The following is a 22,499-nucleotide window of genomic DNA, read 5'->3' on the forward strand; positions in this document are numbered from 1 at the left end:
TCAGGTTCCTCCGGCGGCGAGGGCCGCGGCGTGCAGCAGTGCCCGCAGCGGCCACGAGGTTATTCCCAGGACGGCGCACACGCCCAGTCCGGTGATCAGCGCGGCCGCGGCGGTGCTGGGAAGCCGCAGCGGCACCGCGGTCGCGGCCGGAGGCTGGTCGTGTGAGCCGAGCAGCATGTCGCCGGCGTGCGCGGCGACCGCGGCGAAGATCACCAGTATGGATGCCAAGGCCAGGGTGACCGCCCAGCCCAAGCCGGCGGCGAAGCCGGCGCGGAACATGCCCAGTTCGCTGGCGAACAGGCTGAACGGGGGCAGGCCGAGCAGGGCGAGCAGGCCGACGCCGAAGGTGCCGGCGAGCAGCGGCGCCCGCCCGGCCAAGTCGCGCACGGCATGGATCTGGGTGCTGCCCAGGGCCAGGTGCAGGTGCCCGGAGCTAAGGAACAGCACCGCCTTGGCGAGTCCATGGCCGAGAATGTGCAATAGCACGGCGGCGATCGCGAGCTGGGTCCCGGCCGCGGCACCCAGGGCGATCAGGCCCATGTGCTCGATGCTGTGGTAGGCCAGCATGCGTTTGTAGTCGCGTTGGGCCAGCAGCAACGCCGCGGCGAGCGTGATCGAGGCGAGCGCGACGATGAGCAGCAGGGTGCGGGCGAAGCCGCCGCCGAGCGCAGCGTCGGAAATGGCCTTGACCCGCAGGATGGCGTAGAAGGCCACCGAGAGCAGCACGCCGGACATCAGCGCGGACACCGGGGCGGGTGCCTGGCTGTGCGCATCGGGAAGCCAGGCGTGCATCGGGACCAGCCCGGTCTTGGTGCCGAAGCCGAGCACGAGCAACGCGACCGCGATGCGGGTCACGCCGGGATCGAGCGCGTGCGCGTTGGCGGTCAGGCTGGTCCAGTCCATCGCGTGGGCGGCGAGCAGCCCGGTGTGCACGGCGGCGTAGTTGAGCAGCACGATGCCGAGGAAGGCCAGCGCGATGCCGACCGAGCAGATCACCACGTATTTCCACGCGGCCTCGACCGAGCCGCGGGTGTGCTGGTGCCCGACCAGGAACGCCGTAACGATGGTGGTGGCCTCGATCGCGGCCCACAGCACGCCCACGCTGGCGGCGAGCACAGCGGTGTTCATCGTGGCGATGAAGGCTTGGGTGAGGATCCCGTAGCGGCGGGCGGCGCGGGCGTCGGTGTGCCCGGAGGCGAACTCGTCGGCCAGATAGGCCGGGCTGGCGGCCATCGCCAGCAGGGCAATGGCGCCGATCACGATGACCATGTAGGCCGACAGGGCGTCGGCGCGCAGCAGCCCGCCGAGCCCGGTGCGCGGGTGGGTCCGGATGACGACGACGGCCAGCGCGATGCCGCTGGCGAGCGCGCCCGCGGCGGCGAGCGCGCCGAGCCACGCGGTGCGCCGCTGCCAGCCGACTGCCGCGTACGCCAGCCCGGCCAGCCAGGGCAGCACGATCGGTGCAAGAACAAGGCTGATCATCAGTCGTGCAGCTCCCTTAGTTCGTCCAGGTCGGTGCTGCCGAACACGGCGCGCATCCGGCTGGTGAGCACCTGCAGCACGAGCACGGCCAGCAACACGTCGAAGGAGACGCCGAGCTCGACGACCACCGGGACCCCGGCGGTGGTGAGGAACGCGGCCGCGGTGATGCCGTTGTCCAGCAGCAGGAACCCGGCTAACTGCGAGAGCGCGCGGTGGCGGGTGACCAGCACGAAGAACCCGAGCAGCACCACGGTCACCGCGACTGGGACCGCGTGGGTGGCCGGTGACGGCGAGAGCCGCACCACCGGCTGGGTGACGGCGTAGGCGAGCAGCGCGAGCACCGCTGCGGCGAGCAGCGATGCGGCGACGTTGACCAGCGGCTGGGTCTCCCCCGCCTCCCCGGCGGCCGCAAGAGCGCGTCGGACCAGCAGGGGCAGCAGCACCGCGCGCAGCAGGAGGATCCCGACCGCGACGGCCCCGAGTTCGATGTCGTGCTGGTGCACGGCGAGCACCGCGACCAGCCCGGCCAGCGCCGTGGCCTGGATCGTGAACAGCCGCACGATCGCGGACAGCCGCCGACGCCACAGGATCAGCACCGCGGCGAGCAGGAACACCCCGCACGCCAGGTCGAGCAGTTGCACGTAGGTCGTCTCGCTCATGTCCGTCTCAGTCCAGGAAGAATGACGCGGCCACAGCCAGCAGCGCGAGTAGGAACGAGCCGGCCAGTAGCTCCGGCACCCGGAATAGTCGCAGCTTGGCCAAAAACACCTCACCGGCGGCGAGGACGACGCCGAGCGTGGCCGCCTTGGCCGCGAACACCACCAGCGCCACCGGGATCGCGGCGAGCCCGGTGGCGCTGGTCGCGATTCCCCACGGCGCGAACAGGCTGGCCAGCAGCCCGAGCAGCACGCCCAGGCGCATCGCCGAGGCCCACTCCACCAACGCGAGATCAGGGCCGGCGTACTCGAGAATCATCGCCTCGTGGATCATCGTCAGCTCAAGGTGGGTGGACGGGTTGTCCACCGGTAGCCGCCCGGCCTCGGCCATGGTCACGACCGCCAGCGCGACCCCGGCGAGCAGGCTCGCCGGGGAGATCACCGCGCGTGGGTCGTGCAGGGTCGCGCCGACGATGGCGGCGAGGTTCGTCGAGCCGACCCGCACCGACAGCGCGAACACCGACAGCAGGATCGTCGGCTCCACCAGCGACATCACGGTCATCTCGCGGCTGGCGCCCATGCCACCGAACGCGGTGCCGGTGTCCAGCCCGGCCAGCGCCAGCGCCACCGTGCCCAGCGCCAGCAGCGCAGCCACCGCTATCAGGTCCGCGACCGGGTCCAGTGGCGAGTTGGTGGTGGCGAATGGAACGACCGCGGCAACGACCAGTACGGTCGCGGTCAGCAGCAGCGGCGCACTGCGGAAGACCCATCCGGTGCCGTGCGGGGTGATCGGCTCCTTGCGCAGCAGTTTGCGCAGGTCGCGCCAGGGTTGCGCCACGCCGGCTCCGGCGCGTCCCTCCAACCGGGCGCGCACCTGACGCATCAGCCCGACCAGCAGCGGCGACCCGCCGCCGATGAGGGCGACCTGGCTGGCCGCGCCGAGCGCACCCGCCGCGGTCACCGGATCACCGCGAGCGCGATCAGCAACCCGGTGAACGCGAAGAACCCGTAGCCGAGGTAGCGGTGCACGCTGCCGTTGGCCAGGCCGCGGGCAGCCTCACCGACCGCGCGGGACGCGGACAGCACCGGCTCGTAGAGGCGATGTTCGATCCGGTCCGGCACCCTGGCCTGGAATTGGACGCGCTCGACCAGGTATGCCGACTCGGTGGTCGGGGTGACGTTGACGTCGGTCTCCGGCGCGAGCACGTCGTCAAAGACGCGCAGCAGCGGTTCGGCGAACGACGTGGCGGTGTACTCCATCCGCGCCGACAGCGGGCCGGCACCGCAGTCCCACAGCCTGGCCACCCGCCGCGCTCGCCGCGCCGCGAGCACCCGGACACCGGCCAGCGCACCGAGCGCCGCGGCGAGCAGCGCGACCGTGATGAGCAGCGGCGACATGCTGCCCGCATAACCGGTCAGCCGCAGCGTCACCGGTCCGTGCACGGCGTCCACGGCGCTGGACCCGAACGCCGTGGACGCCGCCCGGGACAGCCTCGGGAGCACCGCCGCCGGCGCGATCGCCAGCACGACGCATCCGGCCGCGGCCAGGCCAGTCCCGGCCAGCATCGACAAAGGACTCTCCGCAGCCTGTTCGGCGACGGTGCTGCGCGGGCGGGCCAAAAACCCCACCCCGAACGCCTTCACGAACGTCGCCACCGCCAGCCCGGCGGTCAACGCCACCGCCGCCACCGCGAGCGGCATCGCCACCGCGGTCGCGGTCGCGGTCGTCGGCAGCGCATGGATCAGGCTTTGCAGCAGCAGCCATTCGCTGACGAAGCCGTTGCCCGGCGGCAGTGCTGACGCGCTCAGGGCCCCGACCGCGAACAGCGCCGTGGTCACGGGCATCCGCGACCGCAGCCCGCCGAGTGCGTCCAGGTTGCGGCTGCCAGTGGCGCGCAGCACCGACCCGGCCGAGCAGAACAGCACCGTTTTGAACGCCGCGTGATTGACCAGATGCAACAGTCCGGTGGTCAGCGCGAGCGCGGCCAACAGCCGGCTTCCGCCCGCGGCGAAGTATCCGCCCGCGCCGATACCGATCAAGACCAGGCCCATGTTCTCGGTGGTCGAGTATGCGAGCAGCCGTTTGAGGTCAATCGCGACCACGGCCTGCAAGATCCCGTACAGCGCCGAGAGCGCACCCGCGGTCAGCACCGTCAGCCACCACCACCGCGACCCGCCGCGCAGCAGATCCAGGCCCACCCGCAACACTCCGTACACCCCGAGGTTCACCATGGCCGCGCTCATCAACGCCGAGACATGACTCGGCGCCTCCGGATGCGCCCGGGGCAGCCACACGTGCAGCGGCACCACCCCGGCCTTGGACGCGAACCCCAGCAGCGTCGCCGCGAACACCGCACCCTTCACGGCCGGCGACATCCCGCCTGCCGCGGCCCGCAACTGCGTGAACGACTCGCCGTGCGCGGCAGCAGCGAAACCCACCAGCCCGGCCAGGATCGCCAGTAGCCCCAGGTGCGTCATCACCGCATACCAGCGCCCAGCCTCGCCGACCGCGGCTCGACGCCGATGCTCAGCCAGCACGAGTAGCAGCGAGGTCAGCGCCATCAGCTCCCACGCCACCAGCAACGTGCTCACACTCGCCGCCGCCGGCACCAGCAGCATCGCGGCCACGAACAGCGGCAGCGTCGCCTGCATCACCCGCCCGTCGCCGTGCGCACCGTGCCCGCTCGGCCGTACGTAGCCGACCCCGTACACCGCCGCGCACACCGCTACCGCGCCGGTCACCGCCACGAACAGCCCCCCGAGCGGATCCAACGCCAACCGCACCCCGGCCAGCGGCAGCAGATCCGGCAACCACGCGCTGAACGACGACCCGCCCATCGCGGCCACCCCGGCCGCCACGGCGGCCAGCCCGGCGCCCGCAGTCCCGATGCCCACCAGCGTCGCCCTGCGACGAGTCGGCACTGCCACCGCGGCGGTTGCCGCAAGCACACTCAACCCCAGCGCCGCGCCAAACGCCGGCCCGGCAACGCTCACGGCCTACATCCCCCGGCAGCAGGAGACGTAGTAGGGCAACGCCTCATCGGCCGGTCAACCCGCGCAGCGCCGCGACGATCGCCTCCGGCGGTGGCGGGCAGCCCGGCACCTGCACGTCCACCGGCACCACGTCGGAGACCGCACCGGCCACCCCATACCCGCCGGCGAACACTCCACAGTTAAGTGCGCAGTCCCCGCAGGCCACCACCAGCCGCGGCTCGGGCACCGCCTCATGCGTGCGGCGCAGCGCCACCTCCATGTTGCGGGTCACCGGCCCGGTCACCAGCAGCGCATCGGCATGCCGTGGCGAGGCCACCAACCGGGCACCGTAGCGTTCGGCGTCATAGACCGGCCCGAACGCCGACGCGATCTCGATCTCGCAGCCGTTGCACGAGCCGGCGTCCACATGCCGCAGCTGCAGCGACCCGTTCAGCCCGCCCGCCCGCTCCGGGCCGATCCCTGCCGGCCGCGGTGGGGCCGGCTCGGCCACTCGACCCGTAGCACAGATCTTGCGCCACAGCCCGATCACGACACCGCCGCGCTACGGCTGACTCCAGCGCCGCCGACGTCGGACTGCTCAGCCCGCAACTCGGCGAGCAGCTCATTCTGCCCGGCCAGCAGCTCAGTCAAGATCCGCCGGGAAGCGCCCATCATCTCCGCCATGTCCGGACAGGCCAGCGTGTACATCACCGTACTGCCCGTGCGCGTCGCGGTCAGGATCCCCGAGCGGCGCAACACCCCCAACTGCTGCGACAGCGTCGACGGCTCAACCTCGATCACGGCCAGCATGTCCCGCACCGATCGCGGCCCATTGGCCAGCAGCTCCAGCACCCGGATTCGCGCCGGATGCCCCAGCATCCGGAAGAAGTCCGCCCTCGCCTGGTATAGCGGAACCGACACCGCCAACCTCCCCACTCCCTACGACGCGGATACAGAACATAACATATCTATCAAAATTGACGAATTTCGAAACTCTGCCGTAGAGCAGCGCAGTGGCCGGTCGTCTTCGACTGGGTCGCCGCGGGCATGCTGACCTTGCCAGCACCGACTCCTCTCGGCCATGCGGGCGGGGCGGCATACGGTACGCGACCGCACTGCGGCCAGCCGTGATGTCTGGCTTCCGACTTCGACAGACCGAACAGACGAGCCTGCAGCCCCAACACCAGCGCGGCGCGGCCGGCGACCGAGCACGACGCATCGGTCCGACCCGATGGCCCCGACCGATCAAACTGGATCCGAGCACGAGCGAAGTCCAAGCGAGAGCGCGCGCGAGGTCGGCGCTGGCAAGACCCTCCACAGATCCGCCGTCTCGTCGAAGACAGCTCCGACAGCGACTCCAATGCGTGAACCTTGGATTCGTGCTGCCTGTGGTGCAGAAGTACGCCGACCAGGTCTCCGTGGAAATGGCAACCGGCGATAAATATAGCGGAGTTGCTGGTTGAGTTGCTGCCGATCAAGAACCTGGTTGAGTTGCTTGCCGATCAAGAACATTGCGTTGGGGCGGGCGCATGACACTCCCTATGTCAACCTCCCTATGTCAACCTCAGGCCGCGGATGCGGTTGTGAGATTGGCTGCGGCGCCGTGTTGGGCGGGGTCATACGGGGCGCCATCTTGCCGGCAGCGCCAGATGACGCAGATCCAGGCTCGTGCGAGGATGCGCACGGCATGGGGGTGGTCTTTGTGAGCTTGTCGTGCCTGGTTGTAGATGTGGGCGGCCCAGGGGCTTTCGTGTCGGCTGTTGTCGGCGAAGGTGGTGATGGCCTGGCGGAAGCGTTTGTTGCAGGCCCAGCGAAAGTGCACGGCCTTGTGTTTGCCGGAGGCCTTGGTGACCGGTGTGCATCCGGCCAGGGCGGCGATCGACTCGGGTCCGTCGTAGGCTTGGCGGCAGTCGCCCCACTCGGCGAGCATCTGGGCGGCATTGATTTGACCCGACCTTGGCGGCGACGTGAAGATCTTGCCGTCCGGATGCTCTTCGAGTCGGGTGGCCACCGAGCGGTCCAGCTGTTTGATGGCGGTGTTGAGTGCGGTCAGCACGCCGACCAGGGTGCCGACGGCATCGGCCAGTGCTGCGCTGAGAGCGTGGTGGGCAGAGCCTGCCGGCGCCTGGCGCAGCCGGGCGAGCAATTCGGCGGGGTGGCGGCGTCCGGAGTAGCCCTGTTTGGCCAGGAACGCGGCGAGCCGCTTTTCGCTCAGGTGCTCGGCGGCGGCCGGGGTCGGGTATCGGGTCAAAAACGCCAGGCTGATCGGGGATTCCACGTCGGCGAAAATGGCCCTGGCGCCGGGCCAGTGGGCGTCGAGCAGCGCGGAGAGCTGATTGGTGGCGGCGACTCGCTGCTCAACGAGGTCGGTGCGGGTGCGCACCACGGTGCGGGCCGCGATGGTGGCATCGCTGTAGGGGGCGGCGACGCGCAGCCGGTGCTGGCGCAGCCGCAGGTACTCGGCGATGACTTCGGCGTCGGCGGCATCAGACTTGGCGCCGCAGAGCACCTCGCCCTCGCGCCAGGTTTTGATCGCGTTCGGGCTGACCGGCACGACGGGGTGCCCGGCCTCCAGCAGCAGGTCCACCAGCCGCCCGTTGGGGCGTTCAATTGCGATCGGAATATCCTCCGCTGCGATCGGAATATCCTCCGCTTCAGCGTATTTCGCCAATCGGCGAACCAGAGTGGCGATCCCGTCGGCGGAATGGGCGATGGTGAAACGAGCTACGACCTTGCCGGCCTGGTCCAGCACGCACACGGCATGGGATTCAGCCGCCCAGTCGATCCCGACGAAGAACAATGCGGCGACAACAGCGAGAGACAATTGGACTCCTCAACATGGCAGCGACGACTCGGCGGCGAGGCCGGCCCCTGGGTGGTCACTAACCGGCGCTCTGCGGCGCATCTCCCTGTTGCCGATCTGCGGCCCCGGGGAAGCCGGGGGCGGCGGTGTCATGCTGGCCCTCTACGAGCGACCGACAAAGGCCGTCACCCCGGCTCCCGCCGAGTCCCTTCCACGACCCTCAAATCGAGGACCGCAATAAGGATGGTGCCCTAGCGACCGGCTTCATGTTCCGCGAGGCATGTTCGACGAGCCGCTGCCGCAGGCCGATCCGCACACGCTGGAATGTGCATCGCGCAATGCGACCTGCTGATGCAGCGGATCAAACAACGCCGCGGCATCACCGCCGTGAGCGCGGAACAACGCGCCAGTCCACAACGACCCATGCGTCATGACCCGACTCGTCGGGGAATCTCATCGTTGCGATCCGCGCCGTGGCCGTTGGCCACAAGGCGGCGGACTTCGACAGCTGGATGACCCTGCTCGGTGTTTCCGCCGTTGTGTGTGCACAGCGATGCCGACGATCCTGGTGGGCCGACTGCAGTTGCCGCTGTTTTAGGCCATTGGATTTCGCCGTGGGCGACTGCTCGGGCTTGGTCGCTGTCGCCGTCTAGGACCTCACAACAACCAGGCGAAACTTACCGATCTGAACCACGTCGCCGCTAACCAGCTCAGCCGACTGCGCCGGCTTCTGGTTGACGTAGGTGCCGTTGAGGCTGCCCACGTCATCAACGTGGAGTTCGTCGTTGTCCCATCTAAATTCGGCATGCTGGCGGCTCACCGTGATGTCGTCGAGAAAGACGTCTCCGTCGGGATGTCGACCCGCCGAGGTGACAGGCCGATCCAGCAGGAAACGCGATCCAGCGTTGGGACCCCGCGTTGCCACCAGCAGTGCGGAACCCACCGGCAACCCCTCAACCACTGGGGCGCCGCTATCGGGACCCACCGTGGGTACAGCCTCTAGTTCGTTCAGGAAGTCGGCGCGGGTCAACGCAGAAGTGGTGTCCCCAGTCGGCGATCGGCCCGTTCTCTGAACTAATGCGATGACCGATACTAGCAGGTCCGGGCACTTTCAGAAGGCATGCAGGAACGCAGTGGCTAACTGGTAATGGAGTTCCTAACATCAACCGAGAACGGTCGCGGACACGTCTAACTGCTGAGCTCCATATCCCTTCCGGGGGACGCCTCGCGGCGGCTTAGAGACCCTGCGGAGCCTGTCTCAATTGGACCAACCCAAGTAGAAAGCAGATCTACATGCCGACGATTCCAAGAAGCGAGGAAGCTACAGCCTTCCTCGCCACTGTGCAAGACATTCCGTCGAATGCGGTGAGCGCCTGTCGAGGTTGGACAGCCCACGAAGTCATCGCGCATTTGGCTGCTGGGGCTGCGGAAATCAGCCGGCACCTGGATCCCTACCTACAGGGTGATCCGGTGCCTGCGACGCAGAGCTTCGAGGCGCGAGACACCCCGTTCCGGGTGCTAGACCACGACGCGCTGCTGCGACGTCTCGACGCCGAAGAACGCAAGGTCAGCAAGCTGGTCGACGAAGTTCTAACTCGTTGGTGAAAGTCGGCCCGGAGCGCGGTGACAGCCTTGCGGCTGTTCCGTTTCTCCGGGCCGCTTCCCGAACCCGGCGTGCATCTCTCAATGCACCGGGCTCTCCACAAGACCCGTCGCGGCGTCGTGGTGTTCCTCGTCGCCGATGAGCGGCCAGGGCGTTGGGATGACCGATCCGCGGTAGCGGTATCGGGTCGTGCCGATCTTTGGACAGATCGATCAGTGTCATCTCGCGCCCGGCTGGCCACCATCGTCCGCCGCAGTACTGCCGGCGGAGTTGCTTCCAGGTCGATTTCGGGTGTTTGCGGCGTATCCATCGCCAAACCGTGTGCCACACACAGTGGTTGAGGTAGGAGAAGACAGCCGAGGACACCCCGGCCCGGAAATGCCCAGCCCATCCCCGCAACGTCACGTTCAAGCGGCGCAGCAGTTCATCGATTGGCTGGCTGGTCGAGACCTGTCGTGAAATCATCTTGACCTTCCGCATGGCGGCCTGAACGGCTTTCTTTGACGGATAGGTGTAGACGTAGTACCGGCTGGTTCCCCGTTTGCGGTGACGCTGGATGTGCCACCCGAGGAAGTCCAGCCCCTCGTCGATCTGGGTGATCAGGGTCTTGTCTGGTGACAGACGCAACCCCATTGCCGCCAACACGATGGCGATCTGCTCGCGCAGTGCCTCGGCGTCGGCCCTGGTGCCCTTGACCATCAGACACCAGTCGTCGGCATAGCGGACCAGCCGAAAATTCGGAAGTCCGTGGCGAAGCCGCTTAGCCCGCTCCACCTTGCCGGTGCTCGGCCCGCCAGGAGCCTGGGCGTGTACTCGTCCAGCACCGACAATGCCACGTTCGCCAACAACGGCGACAAGATTCCGCCCTGCGGGGTGCCGGCGGTGGTGTCTTCCAGCTGGCGTTCCTCGGTGAGGATGCCCGCCTTCAGGAACGCCTTCACCAGAGCCAGAACGCGTTTGTCTCCGACTCGTCGCCGCACCCGGTCCATGAGGGCCGGATGCGAGATTTCGTCGAAACAGGCTTTGATGCCGCCTTCCACGATCCACTCGTAGCAACGAGGGCGGGTCGTGAAGAAGCGAACCTCGGCCACCGCGTCATGAGTCCGGCGTTTCGGGCGGAAACCGTAGGAACACGGCAGAAACTCAGCCTCGGAAATCGGCTCCAACACCAGCTTCAACGATGCCTGGACCACCCGATCCGCCACGGTGGGAATCCCTAGACGACGCAACTTTCCATTCGCCTTCGGAATCATCCGCCCACGCACCGGCAACGGGCGGAAAACTACGGTCCTTCAAACTGTTCCGCAGCTCGTCGAGGAACTCCTCGACACCCTGCAACGCCGCGACCGAACGAGCGGTACGCCCGTCCACCCCGGCCGTTGCGGCACCCTTGTTCCCGCTCACCCGATCCCACGCCACCAACAAGAACGCGGGGTCGGCAACGAGGTTGAACAGGTCGTCGAACCGGCGATGAGGAGCATCGCGAGCCCAACGGTGCAGCTTGGTCTGGATCTTCAGTACCCGTCGGCGCGCCTCACATACGGCGTGCTCGAATTCGTCGGTATTCACCGGCGACCACTCCTCCTGATATTCCAGAACTTCCACTGCTGTCTTGCTGGTCCCCTTTGCCCTGCGGCCGCCTCTCGCGACCTCCACGACGGGTCGTCACGCCCGCGACTACTATCAGGACCTCCGCCCCACCCCAGCGCTCCTCGGCCGGACACGGGCCTTCCACCCGAACCGGACCGGCTGCCCGGACCGGGTGGGCGGAGCGCGGGGTGGTTCCCACGTTCACCGAACGATCGATCGGTCAGGGAGGCACCCAGCTCTACCCCGGCAGCATCGGCGCGCCTACGCCGCAGACCTTCGACGCGGCCTCCCCACCGCCGGTCAAAGACGGCTTCGGAGTCAACCACCACCACAAATGCCCTCGCGGGCGTCGCGGTGGAGGCTGTGCACTGCATCCCGGCCCATATCCACCAGATTTGAGCCCGCAGAGAGGTTACGGGGCGTCAACCACTGGTTCGCTTACGCTGTACCTTCTGACCTCGCTCGGCGAGCCCGCGCCGTCTGGCAGTGCCGGCACGCCTCGCCTTTGTCGGGGCCGCTTGCCACCCTCACCGGCGTTCCCCGGATCGGACTGCCCCCAGCTTCTCCCGAGCCGCTGCGACGGCCCGACGGAGACGGTCTCTCACCACCTCTCGATCCATCCTGCGCCTCGTGGCGCACTTGACCGGCGTTCAGGATGAGCATGTTGGCGGCGTTGTCGGTGAGGATGATTGGCGCGGTTTGGTGTTCACGCTGACGCTGTGATGCTCGCGGTGACGGTGACGGTGACGGTGACGGTGACGGTGACGGTGTCGGGCCGGCGGTGGTGTTCACGGCGCCGGGGCAGTGGGTGGGCGTGCGGGATCGCCAGCCCGGCCAGATCGGTCCGGGCGATGTGGCGGTTCAGGTCGGTGCTGCCAGGAGCCGGCCGTGGGCGTGCAGGCCGATCAGGGTCCACAGAGGTTCGTTGAAGCCCAACCGCTGGCGGGCCGAGCATGCGGCCGCGGTCAGGACAGTCAGCGCGTCGCGCAGCGGGCTGGCGGCGCGGGGCAGCTGGTTGAACGTGTCGGGGTCGAGCCGGATGAGGGCCTGGCTGCCGCGCTGCCGCAACCATTGCAGATGAGCGTTGCGCGTGGCGCGGCGCATCCAGCGGCGCACGGTCGACGGTGAGCGGTCCAGCTCGGTGGCGATACGGCGATGTCCGTGGCCGTCGGCCTTGCTGGCCAGGGCGGTGCCGATCACTTCGGTGGTGTCGGCCAGGCGTGGCTGCACGCTGGCCGGCAGCAGAATTTGGGTGCTGGCGCAGCGGGTGCATCGCGCCCGCCTCGGGCGCACGTCGAGGATCTGGGCGCCGAGCCTACGGACGCGCCGGCGGCGGCCGTATCCCCACCGCGTGAGGGTGCCGCCGCACCCGAGGTGCGGACAGCCGATCTCGCCTGCGCCCAGGGCCTGCTCGGCCCACTCGACGGCGCGGACAACGATCATCGGGTGCTCGGGCGACCATGAGGCACCAGGATGGTCTACCACGGTGCGAGCCGGGAAGGGGTCATCTCGTGTTGGCCGCAGGTGCGCGAAACCGCCACTGCGCCAGTCGATCACCCCGGCACGATCGTCCGGCGCCGCGATGATCGCCGAAACGAACCCACACCACCATGGCCCTGGGCACAACCCAGCATCGTCACCACGCCGCCGCGCGAACCCGGCCAAAGCATCCTCACCCCCAGCGCCGGTACCCCTACCCCGACGTGGTCACCCTGAATGCCCGCCAACAACCGCCGAGCCCGAGGGGGTCATCCCCTGGACCGGGCGACAGATGGCCGTTGCCAAGTTCGCGCCTCACCTGCGTAGTGAGTTCGCGATCCACCGCTGGGACATCGCCGGCGACGATGAGATCGGTTGGCAACTATTAGCTCGACCTGAACTCACCGAGCACGCAGTCACCGTGCTTGGCCGGTTATTACTAGGGTGGCCGAAACTAATGCGCTTGTCTTGAGTTTTTCTACGGCGTAACGTTCGCTGTGTCCGCTCCACTTGTGCAGGAATGATGTCCTGACCAGCCACGTTGGTGGTACAGCCGGTCATCGGAACGACCGGACTTCGGCGCAGCGGGTTGCGGCGGTCCGTCGCAGGTTCTGCGTGAGCTTGCGCTGATTCAGGGAGCCACAGGACTCGGCGGTCAGAAAGCGAAGCCGCCGAGGCCGGCGTCGGACCGCCCACTCGACACCCCCATGACCGCAGGCGAACCGCCTAACCGGACCCCGACCTCGGCGGTCTGAGGCCGGCCTCATTAGAAGCGGGCGCGAAGATGGACCCGCTGGCCGGGCGGAACTTCGCGGTCCGCTTGCGCGCCCAAGGCGCCAAAGATTTGCGGGTGGTGATCGACGAGGGCCAAGCCGGCCTCGAACTGGTCGCTGACGACAGCACCGAGCCCGACGCCGAGGCCCGCACCTTGATCATGTGGGGACGGAGACCCGAAAAATGCGGAAATTTTCGCAGCTACATGCCCGCCCCGATGCTGGCCAGGATGCAGATATTGCTATCCGGATACTGATCCCACAGCAGACACCGACGTAGCGCTTCGGAACGTATTGAACCGCCGCCATTCCGATCGGTAAACGTCAACGATTTGCCAATGGTAGGCAGAGAGCACATTACCGCCGCGCGAGCAAAGTGAGGTGTTTGCGCCCATTGCCCCAATTACGCGAGCAGTCGGGGCGCGCACGCTGAGGATGGTAATGGATGCCGTGGTCGGATAGGACAATTCGAGTTATTGAAGCTTGATTGTAGACGCGGAAGCGGGACAAATTAGCCGGATCACGTTCTCAGCCATCGGAGCTCACTACCAAAGACCAGCTGCCGAAGAGTTTTCGTCAGGTCCTCTGCTGGGCGGCTCGCTCGTAGACGAACAGGTCAATAATTGTGGAATCTGTTGTGGTGATGGGTGATTGGCTGCCGGAATCGTCTATATCGGTGAGACGGGTGGGGCGGGCAGGGTCGCGGCGGCGATGTCGCGGTAGGCGGGGATGCCGAGGCTGACGGCCCTGGAGTGGCGGGCACCTGCCGCGAGCTTGTTGTTCGCCTCGGCGAGGCTGACCTTGAGGCCTTCGGCCTCGCCGACCCAGCCTTCGCGCTTGGCTTCGGCGATGCGGGCCAGGAGGTTGTCGCGGATGTCGGCGAGCCGGCCACGCTGGGCTGGGTCGATCCTTAGGAGCGGGCACCGGATGCTGTGCTCGTGAATGCAACTGGTGCCGTATGCCCGGCCGCAGTCGCCGAGCGCGACCCGCCGGCGCTCGAAGTGGCCGAGGAACTCCTCCCACTCCTGCTCGGTGGGAGACCTGTATTCCTCACTGGGGCGGCGCTCGCGCCGGCGGGCAATGAACGCCCGGTGGCCGCGGATGACTTCCGCGGGATAGGCGGTTTTGTAGCCCATTGTGGTGTTGATGTCGTTGTGGCCGAGTATCAGCTGGGCGATGTGCGGCGGCATCCCGTTCAGGATGGCGTCGGTCGTGAAGAGCCTCCGGAAGTCGTGAGGCTGGAAGTCCAGCGGCTTCCCGTTGGTGCCGGTGATGCCGGACGCGGCGAGCGCGGCGTGGATGAGGTCGCGGATCCCGTCGGCGGGGATGGGGCGGTTCTCCAAGCCGATGACGCGCTGGAACAGCAGCGGCATCGGCGGGTTCCAGGTGTGCTCGTGGGGGTCGTAGGCGGTGACCAGGGGGACGGCGCCGTCTGCGCCGCGGATGCGGGTGATGATCGCGGACAGGACGTCGGCGAGCTCCGGGTCGATGACAAGGAGCCTTTCCTGGTCGAACTTGGACGGGGCGATCGACGGCAGCGGGATCAGCTCGCCGGAGTCCGGGGTCCGGTACTGGACCAGGCTGTGGTGCGAGAGCTCGGTCAGTTCCTCGGCCCTGATCCCGGTGTGGCGGAGCACTTCGATGGCGACCCAGCCCCAGAACGCGCTGGCTTCCTCGTGGATCAGTTCCCGGCGCTTCCCGGTGTTTAGGTTTTCGGCCCAGAGCCGGGCTGACGAAGTGCCCGGTCGGTGCATCCGGGCCCGGCGCAGGGTGTGCCCAGCGGCGGTGAACGTCTCGCCGGGCGGGGGTGGCGCGGGCCGCCTCCAGCCGAGCCGCGGTGTCCTTGCGGTGCTGGTCGATGGCGGCGATGAAGGCTGGCAGCACGGGGAGCCGTTCCCGGGTCCGGGCGTCCATGCGGGCCTTGGTCCGCGATTTCTGCTTCTTGTGCTGGATGTCGCTGCCGCGGATGGGGCAGGGAACGGCCCATGGCCCCCAGCGGGCCGGCTCGTCCAGTGCCCACTGAGCGAGGTCGAGGTAGAACCCCCGGACGGCCGTCAGGATTCCGGCGCCCGACTGTCTGTCCTGGATGCGCTTCTTCCACCCGGCAGCGATGTCGGGGGGCAGCTTCAGCGAGCTGATGCCTGGGTGGTGGTCTTCCAGGTCTTTCCAGAACCACAGGCCCAGCGTCGAGGCCAGGCCGGTGAGGGTGCTGTAGTCGATACCGGGCTGGCGTTCGCGCAGGTAGTCCACGAGCAGGTCGCGGACGGGCCGGCAGGACAGATCGTAGCGGTCGATGAGCTGGGCGGGGGTGAGCTGCCCGGCGAACCTGGCGTCGATTATTCGGACCGTGACCGGCGCACCGGGTGGAAATACCCCGGCTGTGTGCAAGAACTCGTAGAAGAACGGGGAGTGCATGCTAGTCCCGTCGTCGTATACCCGCATGAAGCACTCCAGCAGTTGCATGCAGTCGCCGGGGGTGACGTAGGCGACCGTCCCGCCCTTGGCGGCCATGATCATGGCGACCCGCTCGATCGCCGAGCCGAACATGGGTGTGGCGAGGCCGCGGGCCTTCGCCAGTTCCCGCAGAGCCGCGATCCCGGCGGGGTCGCGGGTCCGGCCCATTTCCCGCCAGAGCTGGCGCGGGGATCCGGTGGCCAGCAGCCAGGGCAGGCCAGGGCGCAGGACGTCGCCGCCGATCAGCTGGACCAAGCCGCCGCCGAGCGTCGCGCGGCTGCGCTCGCCCGGCACCGGGTGGCCGGCGCCGCCGAGGTCGGCCAGAAGCTGATCCCGCCAGTCAGTCCTCCCGTCGGCGCCTGCCCCGGACGCTTCCCAGCGTTCCTGCCACGTCGTCCCCGGGTGCAGCCCGAGCCAGTCAAGGATCTTCAGCATGGCCCGCTTCCGCCAGTCCTGTCTCTTCGCTTCCTCGGCCGCGAAGGGCGGGGCGAGCATCCGTCGCATCACCGTGAACCGGTCCGCGGCAGTTGCGTCCCACGACGCCGGGACCGGCCGCGGCGGGAACTTCCCATCACCGCCAGGGCCTCGGCGCCGAGCTGCCGGGCGGCCGCCACAGGCGGCGCCGCGACGGTCACCAGCGGCCTTTTCCGAACAGCGCGTCCAGGCTCTTAGCGCGGTAACCTGGCCCCGGCCCCAGAAGCGCGGCCGGCCTGGGCTCCGTCTGCCGCCGGTAGTGGGCCAGCGTGCCCGCGATGACGTCCTCGGGGGTCGGGTTGACGTAGACCTGCGTCGACGTGAGCGAAGCGTGGCCGAGGATCCACTGCACGTCGGTGATCGGGACGTCCGGGTCCCGGGCGAGCCGGTAGGCGGCAGTATGGCGCAGCGCATGGAGCGACCACCCCGCGCCAACGGCCGCGTTCGCCCGGTCGAACATCGCCCTGGCCGCGTGATAAGACAGTGGCCGGAACGGCCTGCGCGGCGTCCACCACAACGGATCGTCCGGCCCGGACGGCGCCAGCCCATGCATCTCCTGCTGGTAAAGGCGCAGCCACACGAACGCGTCCGGCGACGCCGGGAGCTGCTGCACGGCCCGAGAACTCTTGCGGGGTCACGGTGATTAGCTGCTGTCCGGGGTCAGCGCCGGAGCGCACAACGCCGAGGAGCTCCGACGCCCGGGCGCCGGTCGAGACCCAGAACGCGACGAGGGCCCGGTCCCGGTGCAAGGGCAGCCGAGTGAACAGCTCGTTGAACACCGAGTCCGGGATCTGCCTCGGGCCCGACGGGGGACCCTCGGCCGGAACAGGCCGGACTTCTGCAGCGGGAACGGGTCCATCGGGTTGTGATGCGCATACGGCCGCCCCGGCCTGACCAGTGGGAACGGATTCACGATCGGCCCGGTCCCGGCCTCCAGGTGATAGGGAACCTTGCTCAATGACCCCGCTTTGGTCGACCTTCTCAAGATCCTCGGCCTCAGCCCCGGCAGTCTCCTCAGCCTCACTAGCCTCGAAACCGCATTGAACGGTGACACCGTGGGCAGTTTGCTGGGCGGTCAAACCCTGAACGAAAGCCTTGCCAACATCCTGACGGCCCTGGGTGTCGGCGACGTCACGCCGAGCGGTCTGACCATTGGTGGTTGCTGCAAGATCTGGGCTTCGCCAGCTCGACCGGTGACCTGACGCTGGGCGGCCTGCTGAACCAGCTGGGTAATCCCATCCTCGGCCTGAACATCACCGATCTGCTGAATGGCTTGAACGTGGGTGATCTGCTCAAGGACCTCGGGCTTGCCCACCTGCACATAGATCTGTCCAATTTGGGCGACCTATCCGGGCTGACCCTGGGCGCCCTGCTCGGTGATCTCGGCTTGGGCGATCTGGCCAGCGTCAGCGTGGAGCCGTTCGGCGGCATGCTCACCGAGCTGGTGGACGTCGTGCTGCAGCAGATCCTGACGGCGCTGGGTATGTAGGTCCGCGGCTGCGCTCAGCCGTAGGCCTGCACCGGCGGGCACGAGCACACCAGGTTGCGGTCGCCGTAGGCGTTGTCGATGCGGCGCACCGGCGGCCACACCTTGGGCCGGAAGTCGCGGCCCAGCGGGTAGGCGGCGACCTCGCGGGTGTACGGGTGCTCCCACTTGTCCACCACCAGGCACTCGGCGGTGTGCGGGGCGCCGCGCAGCGGGTTGTCCTCGACCGGCCACTCCCCCGCGCCCACTCGGTCGATCTCGGCGCGAATCGCGATCATCGCCTCGCAGAACGCGTCGATCTCGGCCAGGCTCTCGCTTTCGGTGGGCTCCACCATCAGCGTGCCGGCCACCGGGAAACTCATGGTCGGAGCGTGAAAGCCATAGTCCGCCAAGCGTTTTGCGACGTCGTCCACGGTCACGCCGGTGGACTTGGTGATCGCCCGCAGATCCAGGATGCACTCGTGGGCGACCATGCCGTTCTCGCCGGTGTAGAGCACCGGGTAGTACTCGTCGAGCCGGCGGGCGATGTAGTTGGCCGAGGCGATCGCAACCAGCGACGCGGCCCGCAGGCCGTCCGCGCCCATCATCCGGACGTAGGCCCAGGTGACCGGCAGAATCGACGCCGACCCGTACGGCGCCGACGACACCGGCTGGCCCCGCGGCAGTTCGGGCGCATACGGATGCCCGGGCAAAAACGGCGCCAGATGCGAGCGTGCCACCACCGGCCCGACCCCCGGACCGCCGCCGCCGTGTGGGATGCAGAACGTTTTGTGCAGGTTCAGGTGGCTGACGTCGCCGCCGAACTTCCCGGGCCGGGCCAGCCCGACCAGCGCGTTGAGGTTGGCGCCGTCGACGTACACCTGCCCGCCGGCCTCATGAACAGCGGCGCAGATCCCGGCGATATCGTGCTCGTACACGCCGTGCGTGGACGGATAGGTGATCATCAGCGTCGACAGCCTCTCGGCGTGTTCGCTGATCTTGGCGCGCAGATCGTCGAGGTCGACGTTGCCTTCTAGACCGGGTTCGTCGCGGCAGGCCACCACGACGACCCGCATGCCGGCCAGCGCCGCGGACGCGGCGTTGGTGCCGTGCGCGCTGGACGGGATCAGGCAGGCGTCACGCTGCGGTTCGCCCCGGCTGGCGTGGTAGGCGTGGATCGCCGAGAGGCCCGCGTATTCGCCCTGCGAGCCCGCGTTGGGTTGCAGCGAGACCGCGTCGTAGCCGCTGAGTTGGGTCAGCCAGCTGCCCAACTGGTCGATGAGCGCGCGGATACCCGCGGTGTCGGAGGCCGGGGCGAACGGGTGCAGCCGGGCGAACTCCGGCCAGGTGATCGGTTCCATCTCGGCGGCAGCGTTCAGTTTCATCGTGCAGGAGCCGAGCGGAATCATGCTGCGGTCCAAGGCAAGGTCTTTGTCCGCCAGCGCACGCAGATACCGCATCATCGACGTTTCGGTGCGATATCGGGTGAACGCGGGATGGGTGAGGAACTCCGATGTGCGGGTCGCGATGTCGGTGCGGGCGGGCTTGGCGGCCGATACAGCGAAAGCCTCCAGGACCGCTGCGACGTGCTCGCCGGTAGTCACTTCGTCGCAGGCCACCGACACGTGGTCGGCGTCGACGCGCCACACGTTGATGCCGCTGGCCTTCGCGGCGGCGACCACCTCGTCGGCGCGTCCGGGCACTCGGGCCAGCACGGTGTCGAAGTACGCGTCGTGCACCAGCGCGTCGCCGAGCGCGGCGGCGATCGTCTCGGCATGGGCGTGCACCCGCCGCGCGATCCCGGTCAGGCCGTCCGCGCCGTGGTAGCTGGCATACATCGCGGCCATCACGGCCAACAGCACTTGGGCGGTGCAGATGTTGCTGGTCGCCTTGTCCCGACGGATGTGCTGTTCGCGGGTCTGCAGCGCCAAGCGGTAGGCCGGTGAGCCGTCGGCGTCGATGGAAACACCGACCAACCGGCCGGGCAGTTGGCGGGCATGGCTGGCGTGCACCACCAGGTAACCGGCATGCGGACCACCGAAGCCCATTGGCACACCGAATCTTTGGGTGTTACCGAAAGCGACGTCGGCGCCGATCTCTCCGGGCGGGGTGAGCAACGTCAGCGCTAACAGGTCCGCGCCGATGGCCACCAATGCACCGCGCTCGTGTGCCTGCGACACCAGTGCAGACCAGTCGGTGACCCGGCCGCTGGCGCCGGGAAGTTGCGCGATGACGCCGAAAAACTCGCCGTCCGGCAGGCCGTCACGCAGGTCGGCGGTGACGATTTCGATGCCCAGCGGCTCGGCGCGGGTGGCCAGCACCGCGGCGGTCTGAGCGAACACGTCAACGTCGACGGCCAGCCGGGTGGCGCTGTTTTTGACCGCGCGGTGCATCAAGGTCATTGCTTCGGCGGCCGCCGTGCCCTCGTCGAGCATCGATGCGTTGGCCACCTCGAGCCCGGTCAGGTCGGCCACCATGGTCTGGAAGTTCAGCAGGGCTTCCAGCCGGCCCTGGCTGATCTCCGGCTGGTACGGGGTGTAGGCGGTGTACCAGGCCGGGTTCTCCATGATGTTGCGCAGCAACACCGGTGGCGTAACCGTGTCGTAGTAGCCCTGCCCGATCATCGACACCGCGTCGGTGTTGGTATCGGCCAACGCCCGCAACTCGGCCAGCGCCTGCGCTTCGCTGGCGGGCGGGGGCAGCCGCTCCAGGCCGGGCGCGGCGCCGCTGTCGGTCAATTTGTCGAGGATGCCGGCGGGCACCGCGCGGCGCGCCAACTCTTCCAGCGAGTTGACACCGATGACTTCGAGCATGGCCGCGACGGCGTCGCTATCCGGGCCGATGTGGCGGTTGGCGAAAAGGGCATTGGTGTAGTCGGACAATCTGGCGGACTCCTGACCTAAGGCGGAACTGCACTTCTGGTGCGTTCCTCTCCCTCTGTCGTCTACCCGGTCCGGGCGCCTGAGAGATTCGACATGCGCAACCGCTGCGACGTCTTTCCCCGTGGGCGGGCGACCCCGGTGCACGGTCGCCGCTTTCCAGAGGCATCGAGGTCTGACGCGGTCCGGATGCCTGAGAGGTTGACGGAGAGGTGTTGCTCCTTCGGCGTCCGTGGCTGGCAACCACGGAACTCTCCCGCGCAAGCGCGATGCACTGCCGATGCTACCTGCTGATTGCGGCCGCCCGAACCTCGCCGCGAGCACGCGTGTCTGTACGCCGACACGCCGTGACGCGTGGCATTATGGAGCACCCTCGCGCCGGAAAGGCGCGCTTCGGGCTAACCGATCTTGCGGTCGCGGTGCTTGCGGCGGGAGGCGAGCTCGTCTTCCGGCGTGGCGATCGACTCGCCACCGTCAGCACGCTCGCCGGGAAAATCGGCAATAGCGCCGGTCAGCTCCCGCATCGCTCCGGAGACGGCGATGCCGAACACGCCCTGTCCCCCTTGCAGCAAGTCGACGACCTCCTCGGCCGAGGTGCACTCATAGACCGTGGTGCCGTCGGAGAACAGCGTGATATTAGCCAAATCCTGCACGCCGCGCTGGCGCAGGTGGTCGACGGCAACGCGGATGTTGTGCAACGAGATGCCGGTGTCTAGCAACCGCTTGACGATCTTGAGCACCAGAATGTCTTTGAATGAATACAGCCGTTGGCTGCCCGATCCTGCCGCGCTGCGAATCGATGGCACCACCAGCGATGTACGCGCCCAGTAGTCCAGCTGGCGGTAGGTGATGCCGGCGATTTGGCAGGCGCTCGGGCCCCGGTAGCCGACCAATTCATCGGGCGCCGAGTCGTCGGGGAACAAGCCGGCTTGCACAGGTTCGCGGACGGCTGGTTCCGGGCGGCTCGCTGCGGTGTCGTCGATCGTGATGGCGGACTCGAGGCCCAATTGGTCGTGACGTGGTTGGTCTCCCACGATGCTTCCTCTCGCCGATCACGCTCGTTACGGGCTGCCGGTAGCCGCGATTGCTCAGCCGAGTGCTTGTGAGCATACGCTTTTCGACACGCTGTGGTGTTCAGGAAACTAATCCGGTACTAATACAAGTCGAGATCAAAGTATGGCGGTCGTAGCGATGACTCCACGCTATCCAACGGGCGTGTCGAGGTCGAACCGGCAGATGAGACGCATCCGTAATGTTGGGAACGCGTCTCTACCGAGACCCTAGGTGGCCTTGAAATCGTCCGGCGACACGCTGTCCAAAAACTCTTTGAATTTCTCTACCTCATCCTCGCGGACCGCGGTGGAGGGCTCGTCGTCGCTCTCGTCGGGAATCAGCAGGCCCGCCTCTGCGAGCACCGCCTCCTCGACATAAATCGGGACGCCGACCCGCAACGCGATGGCCACCGAGTCTGACGGCCGCGCTGAAACGGTGATGTTGCGATCGAAGATCAGATCGGCGTAGAACGTTCCTTCTTGCAAGTCCACGATCCGCACCTCTTTCAGCGAATGGCCAAGTGCGGCAATCAGGTCGCGAATCAAGTCGTGCGTCAGTGGGCGGGGTGGCTCGACTCCCTGCTGTTCAAGGGCGATCGCTGCGGCCTCGGATTGGCCGATCCAGATCGGCAGGTACCGGTCACCGTTGGCTTCGCGGAGCAACAGCACCGGCTGGTTCTGCGGCTGCTCGACGCGAATGCCGACGACGCGAACTTCACCCATCTGTGTCTGCCCTCCGCACGTGCTGCCGTGTCCCTGCCAGACTTGGCCCGACGCCGCGGTGGAAGACCAAGCCGCCGAACCAAGCCCTCGAGG

Annotated in this window: 22 protein-coding genes, 1 pseudogene and 1 riboswitch; of the genes and pseudogenes, 6 read left to right on the top strand and 17 right to left on the bottom strand. The window is 67.8% G+C overall.

The annotated features are described in order from the left end of the window. From M5I08_RS16640 to M5I08_RS16670, 7 genes are all read right to left on the bottom strand, one after another. Positions 1–1,482: a proton-conducting transporter transmembrane domain-containing protein gene (locus M5I08_RS16640; RefSeq protein WP_219068001.1), complete on the bottom strand. Its 1,482-nt coding sequence runs from the start codon at positions 1,480–1,482 to the stop codon at positions 1–3. Next, the gene (locus M5I08_RS16645) at positions 1,482–2,141 is read right to left on the bottom strand and encodes a hypothetical protein (protein ID WP_219068002.1); all 660 of its coding nucleotides are present in this window, start codon (positions 2,139–2,141) and stop codon (positions 1,482–1,484) included. Before M5I08_RS16645 ends, M5I08_RS16640 begins: the two co-directional genes overlap by 1 nt. A 7-nt stretch (positions 2,142–2,148) precedes the next feature. Then, the gene (locus M5I08_RS16650) at positions 2,149–3,099 is read right to left on the bottom strand and encodes a respiratory chain complex I subunit 1 family protein (protein ID WP_249762841.1); all 951 of its coding nucleotides are present in this window, start codon (positions 3,097–3,099) and stop codon (positions 2,149–2,151) included. Then, positions 3,096–5,060, bottom strand: a complete 1,965-nt coding sequence (locus M5I08_RS16655; protein ID WP_370328653.1) for a proton-conducting transporter transmembrane domain-containing protein — start codon at positions 5,058–5,060, stop codon at positions 3,096–3,098. Before M5I08_RS16655 ends, M5I08_RS16650 begins: the two co-directional genes overlap by 4 nt. A 115-nt stretch (positions 5,061–5,175) precedes the next feature. Further along, on the bottom strand, positions 5,176–5,658 hold the full coding sequence (locus tag M5I08_RS16660; protein ID WP_219068015.1) for an NADH-quinone oxidoreductase subunit B family protein: 483 nt from the start codon (positions 5,656–5,658) through the stop codon (positions 5,176–5,178). Continuing rightward, positions 5,658–6,032 carry an ArsR/SmtB family transcription factor gene (locus M5I08_RS16665; protein ID WP_249762844.1) on the bottom strand — a complete coding sequence of 125 codons (375 nt, stop codon included), beginning with the start codon at positions 6,030–6,032 and terminating at the stop codon, positions 5,658–5,660. Before M5I08_RS16665 ends, M5I08_RS16660 begins: the two co-directional genes overlap by 1 nt. Before the next feature lie 643 nt (positions 6,033–6,675). Next, positions 6,676–7,935 carry an IS110 family RNA-guided transposase gene (locus M5I08_RS16670; RefSeq protein ID WP_219068003.1) on the bottom strand — a complete coding sequence of 420 codons (1,260 nt, stop codon included), beginning with the start codon at positions 7,933–7,935 and terminating at the stop codon, positions 6,676–6,678. Between the two features lie 235 nt (positions 7,936–8,170). Between M5I08_RS16670 and M5I08_RS16675 the strand changes: the two are divergent. Then, positions 8,171–8,304: pseudogene (locus M5I08_RS16675) on the top strand (AraC family transcriptional regulator); the annotation flags it as partial. 259 nt (positions 8,305–8,563) lie between these two features. Here M5I08_RS16675 and M5I08_RS16680 read toward each other — a convergent pair. After that, on the bottom strand, positions 8,564–8,944 hold the full coding sequence (locus M5I08_RS16680; protein ID WP_305883646.1) for an FHA domain-containing protein: 381 nt from the start codon (positions 8,942–8,944) through the stop codon (positions 8,564–8,566). Between the two features lie 263 nt (positions 8,945–9,207). On the opposite strand from M5I08_RS16680, the gene M5I08_RS16685 reads away from it, so the two are divergent. After that, positions 9,208–9,519 carry a maleylpyruvate isomerase N-terminal domain-containing protein gene (locus M5I08_RS16685; protein ID WP_219068004.1) on the top strand — a complete coding sequence of 104 codons (312 nt, stop codon included), beginning with the start codon at positions 9,208–9,210 and terminating at the stop codon, positions 9,517–9,519. On the opposite strand, the gene M5I08_RS16690 is transcribed toward M5I08_RS16685, so the two are convergent. The 4 genes from M5I08_RS16690 to M5I08_RS16705 form a co-directional block, all read right to left on the bottom strand. Then, positions 9,482–10,291, bottom strand: coding sequence for a group II intron maturase-specific domain-containing protein (locus M5I08_RS16690; protein WP_249762845.1), 810 nt, complete (start codon positions 10,289–10,291; stop codon positions 9,482–9,484). The two genes, M5I08_RS16685 and M5I08_RS16690, sit on opposite strands and share 38 nt — an antisense overlap. Then, entirely contained in the window at positions 10,216–10,770 is a 555-nt protein-coding gene (locus M5I08_RS16695; RefSeq protein ID WP_249762846.1) for a reverse transcriptase domain-containing protein, read from the bottom strand. Before M5I08_RS16695 ends, M5I08_RS16690 begins: the two co-directional genes overlap by 76 nt. After that, a complete protein-coding gene (locus M5I08_RS16700; protein ID WP_249762847.1) occupies positions 10,661–11,122 on the bottom strand; it encodes a hypothetical protein in 462 nt (153 codons plus the stop codon). The genes M5I08_RS16695 and M5I08_RS16700 overlap by 110 nt, the downstream gene beginning before the upstream one ends. Before the next feature lie 846 nt (positions 11,123–11,968). Further along, positions 11,969–12,733: a helix-turn-helix domain-containing protein gene (locus tag M5I08_RS16705; RefSeq protein ID WP_249762848.1), complete on the bottom strand. Its 765-nt coding sequence runs from the start codon at positions 12,731–12,733 to the stop codon at positions 11,969–11,971. A gap of 637 nt (positions 12,734–13,370) precedes the next feature. On the opposite strand from M5I08_RS16705, the gene M5I08_RS16710 reads away from it, so the two are divergent. Continuing rightward, positions 13,371–13,616 (top strand): hypothetical protein, encoded by a 246-nt coding sequence (locus M5I08_RS16710; RefSeq protein ID WP_219069212.1) that lies wholly within the window; start codon positions 13,371–13,373, stop codon positions 13,614–13,616. Between the two features lie 411 nt (positions 13,617–14,027). Here M5I08_RS16710 and M5I08_RS16715 read toward each other — a convergent pair whose 3' ends face one another. Next, positions 14,028–15,113 carry a tyrosine-type recombinase/integrase gene (locus tag M5I08_RS16715; RefSeq protein WP_219069210.1) on the bottom strand — a complete coding sequence of 362 codons (1,086 nt, stop codon included), beginning with the start codon at positions 15,111–15,113 and terminating at the stop codon, positions 14,028–14,030. A gap of 31 nt (positions 15,114–15,144) precedes the next feature. Between M5I08_RS16715 and M5I08_RS16720 the strand changes: the two genes are divergently transcribed. Then, positions 15,145–16,485 (top strand): hypothetical protein, encoded by a 1,341-nt coding sequence (locus tag M5I08_RS16720; RefSeq protein WP_219069208.1) that lies wholly within the window; start codon positions 15,145–15,147, stop codon positions 16,483–16,485. Here the strand turns inward: M5I08_RS16720 and M5I08_RS16725 are convergent. Continuing rightward, positions 16,445–16,900, bottom strand: a complete 456-nt coding sequence (locus M5I08_RS16725; protein WP_249762849.1) for a tyrosine-type recombinase/integrase — start codon at positions 16,898–16,900, stop codon at positions 16,445–16,447. The genes M5I08_RS16720 and M5I08_RS16725 overlap by 41 nt on opposite strands. A gap of 337 nt (positions 16,901–17,237) precedes the next feature. Between M5I08_RS16725 and M5I08_RS16730 the strand changes: the two genes are divergently transcribed. Then, positions 17,238–17,489: a hypothetical protein gene (locus M5I08_RS16730; protein WP_219069206.1), complete on the top strand. Its 252-nt coding sequence runs from the start codon at positions 17,238–17,240 to the stop codon at positions 17,487–17,489. Continuing rightward, the gene (locus M5I08_RS16735; RefSeq protein ID WP_219069204.1) at positions 17,447–17,776 is read left to right on the top strand and encodes a hypothetical protein; all 330 of its coding nucleotides are present in this window, start codon (positions 17,447–17,449) and stop codon (positions 17,774–17,776) included. The genes M5I08_RS16730 and M5I08_RS16735 overlap by 43 nt, the downstream gene beginning before the upstream one ends. 14 nt (positions 17,777–17,790) lie before the next feature. On the opposite strand, the gene gcvP is transcribed toward M5I08_RS16735, so the two are convergent. The 3 genes from gcvP to M5I08_RS16750 all read right to left on the bottom strand — a co-directional run bounded on the left by gcvP (position 17,791) and on the right by M5I08_RS16750 (position 22,406). Then, a complete protein-coding gene (gene gcvP, locus M5I08_RS16740) occupies positions 17,791–20,634 on the bottom strand; it encodes an aminomethyl-transferring glycine dehydrogenase (RefSeq protein WP_219069202.1) in 2,844 nt (947 codons plus the stop codon). Positions 20,635–20,802: 168 nt separating this feature from the next. After that, a riboswitch (glycine riboswitch) is annotated at positions 20,803–20,900 on the bottom strand. 129 nt (positions 20,901–21,029) lie between these two features. Further along, complete coding sequence (locus tag M5I08_RS16745) at positions 21,030–21,665, bottom strand: MerR family transcriptional regulator (RefSeq protein ID WP_219069200.1); 636 nt, start codon at positions 21,663–21,665, stop codon at positions 21,030–21,032. A 246-nt stretch (positions 21,666–21,911) separates the two neighbouring features. Then, entirely contained in the window at positions 21,912–22,406 is a 495-nt protein-coding gene (locus tag M5I08_RS16750) for a bifunctional nuclease family protein (protein WP_219069199.1), read from the bottom strand. Positions 22,407–22,499 lie beyond the last annotated feature (93 nt).

It is taken from the genome of Candidatus Mycobacterium methanotrophicum, assembly GCF_023515995.1.
Lineage (GTDB): Bacteria > Actinomycetota > Actinomycetes > Mycobacteriales > Mycobacteriaceae > Mycobacterium > Mycobacterium methanotrophicum.

Coding starts and splice junctions, on each gene's coding strand:
- M5I08_RS16640 (WP_219068001.1), bottom strand. CDS start 1,482: ATGATCAGCCTTGTTCTTGCACCGATCGTGCTGCCCTGGCTGGCCGGG.
- M5I08_RS16710 (WP_219069212.1), top strand. CDS start 13,371: ATGGACCCGCTGGCCGGGCGGAACTTCGCGGTCCGCTTGCGCGCCCAA.
- M5I08_RS16645 (WP_219068002.1), bottom strand. CDS start 2,141: ATGAGCGAGACGACCTACGTGCAACTGCTCGACCTGGCGTGCGGGGTG.
- M5I08_RS16715 (WP_219069210.1), bottom strand. CDS start 15,113: ATGCACCGACCGGGCACTTCGTCAGCCCGGCTCTGGGCCGAAAACCTA.
- M5I08_RS16750 (WP_219069199.1), bottom strand. CDS start 22,406: ATGGGTGAAGTTCGCGTCGTCGGCATTCGCGTCGAGCAGCCGCAGAAC.
- M5I08_RS16685 (WP_219068004.1), top strand. CDS start 9,208: ATGCCGACGATTCCAAGAAGCGAGGAAGCTACAGCCTTCCTCGCCACT.
- M5I08_RS16695 (WP_249762846.1), bottom strand. CDS start 10,770: ATGATTCCGAAGGCGAATGGAAAGTTGCGTCGTCTAGGGATTCCCACC.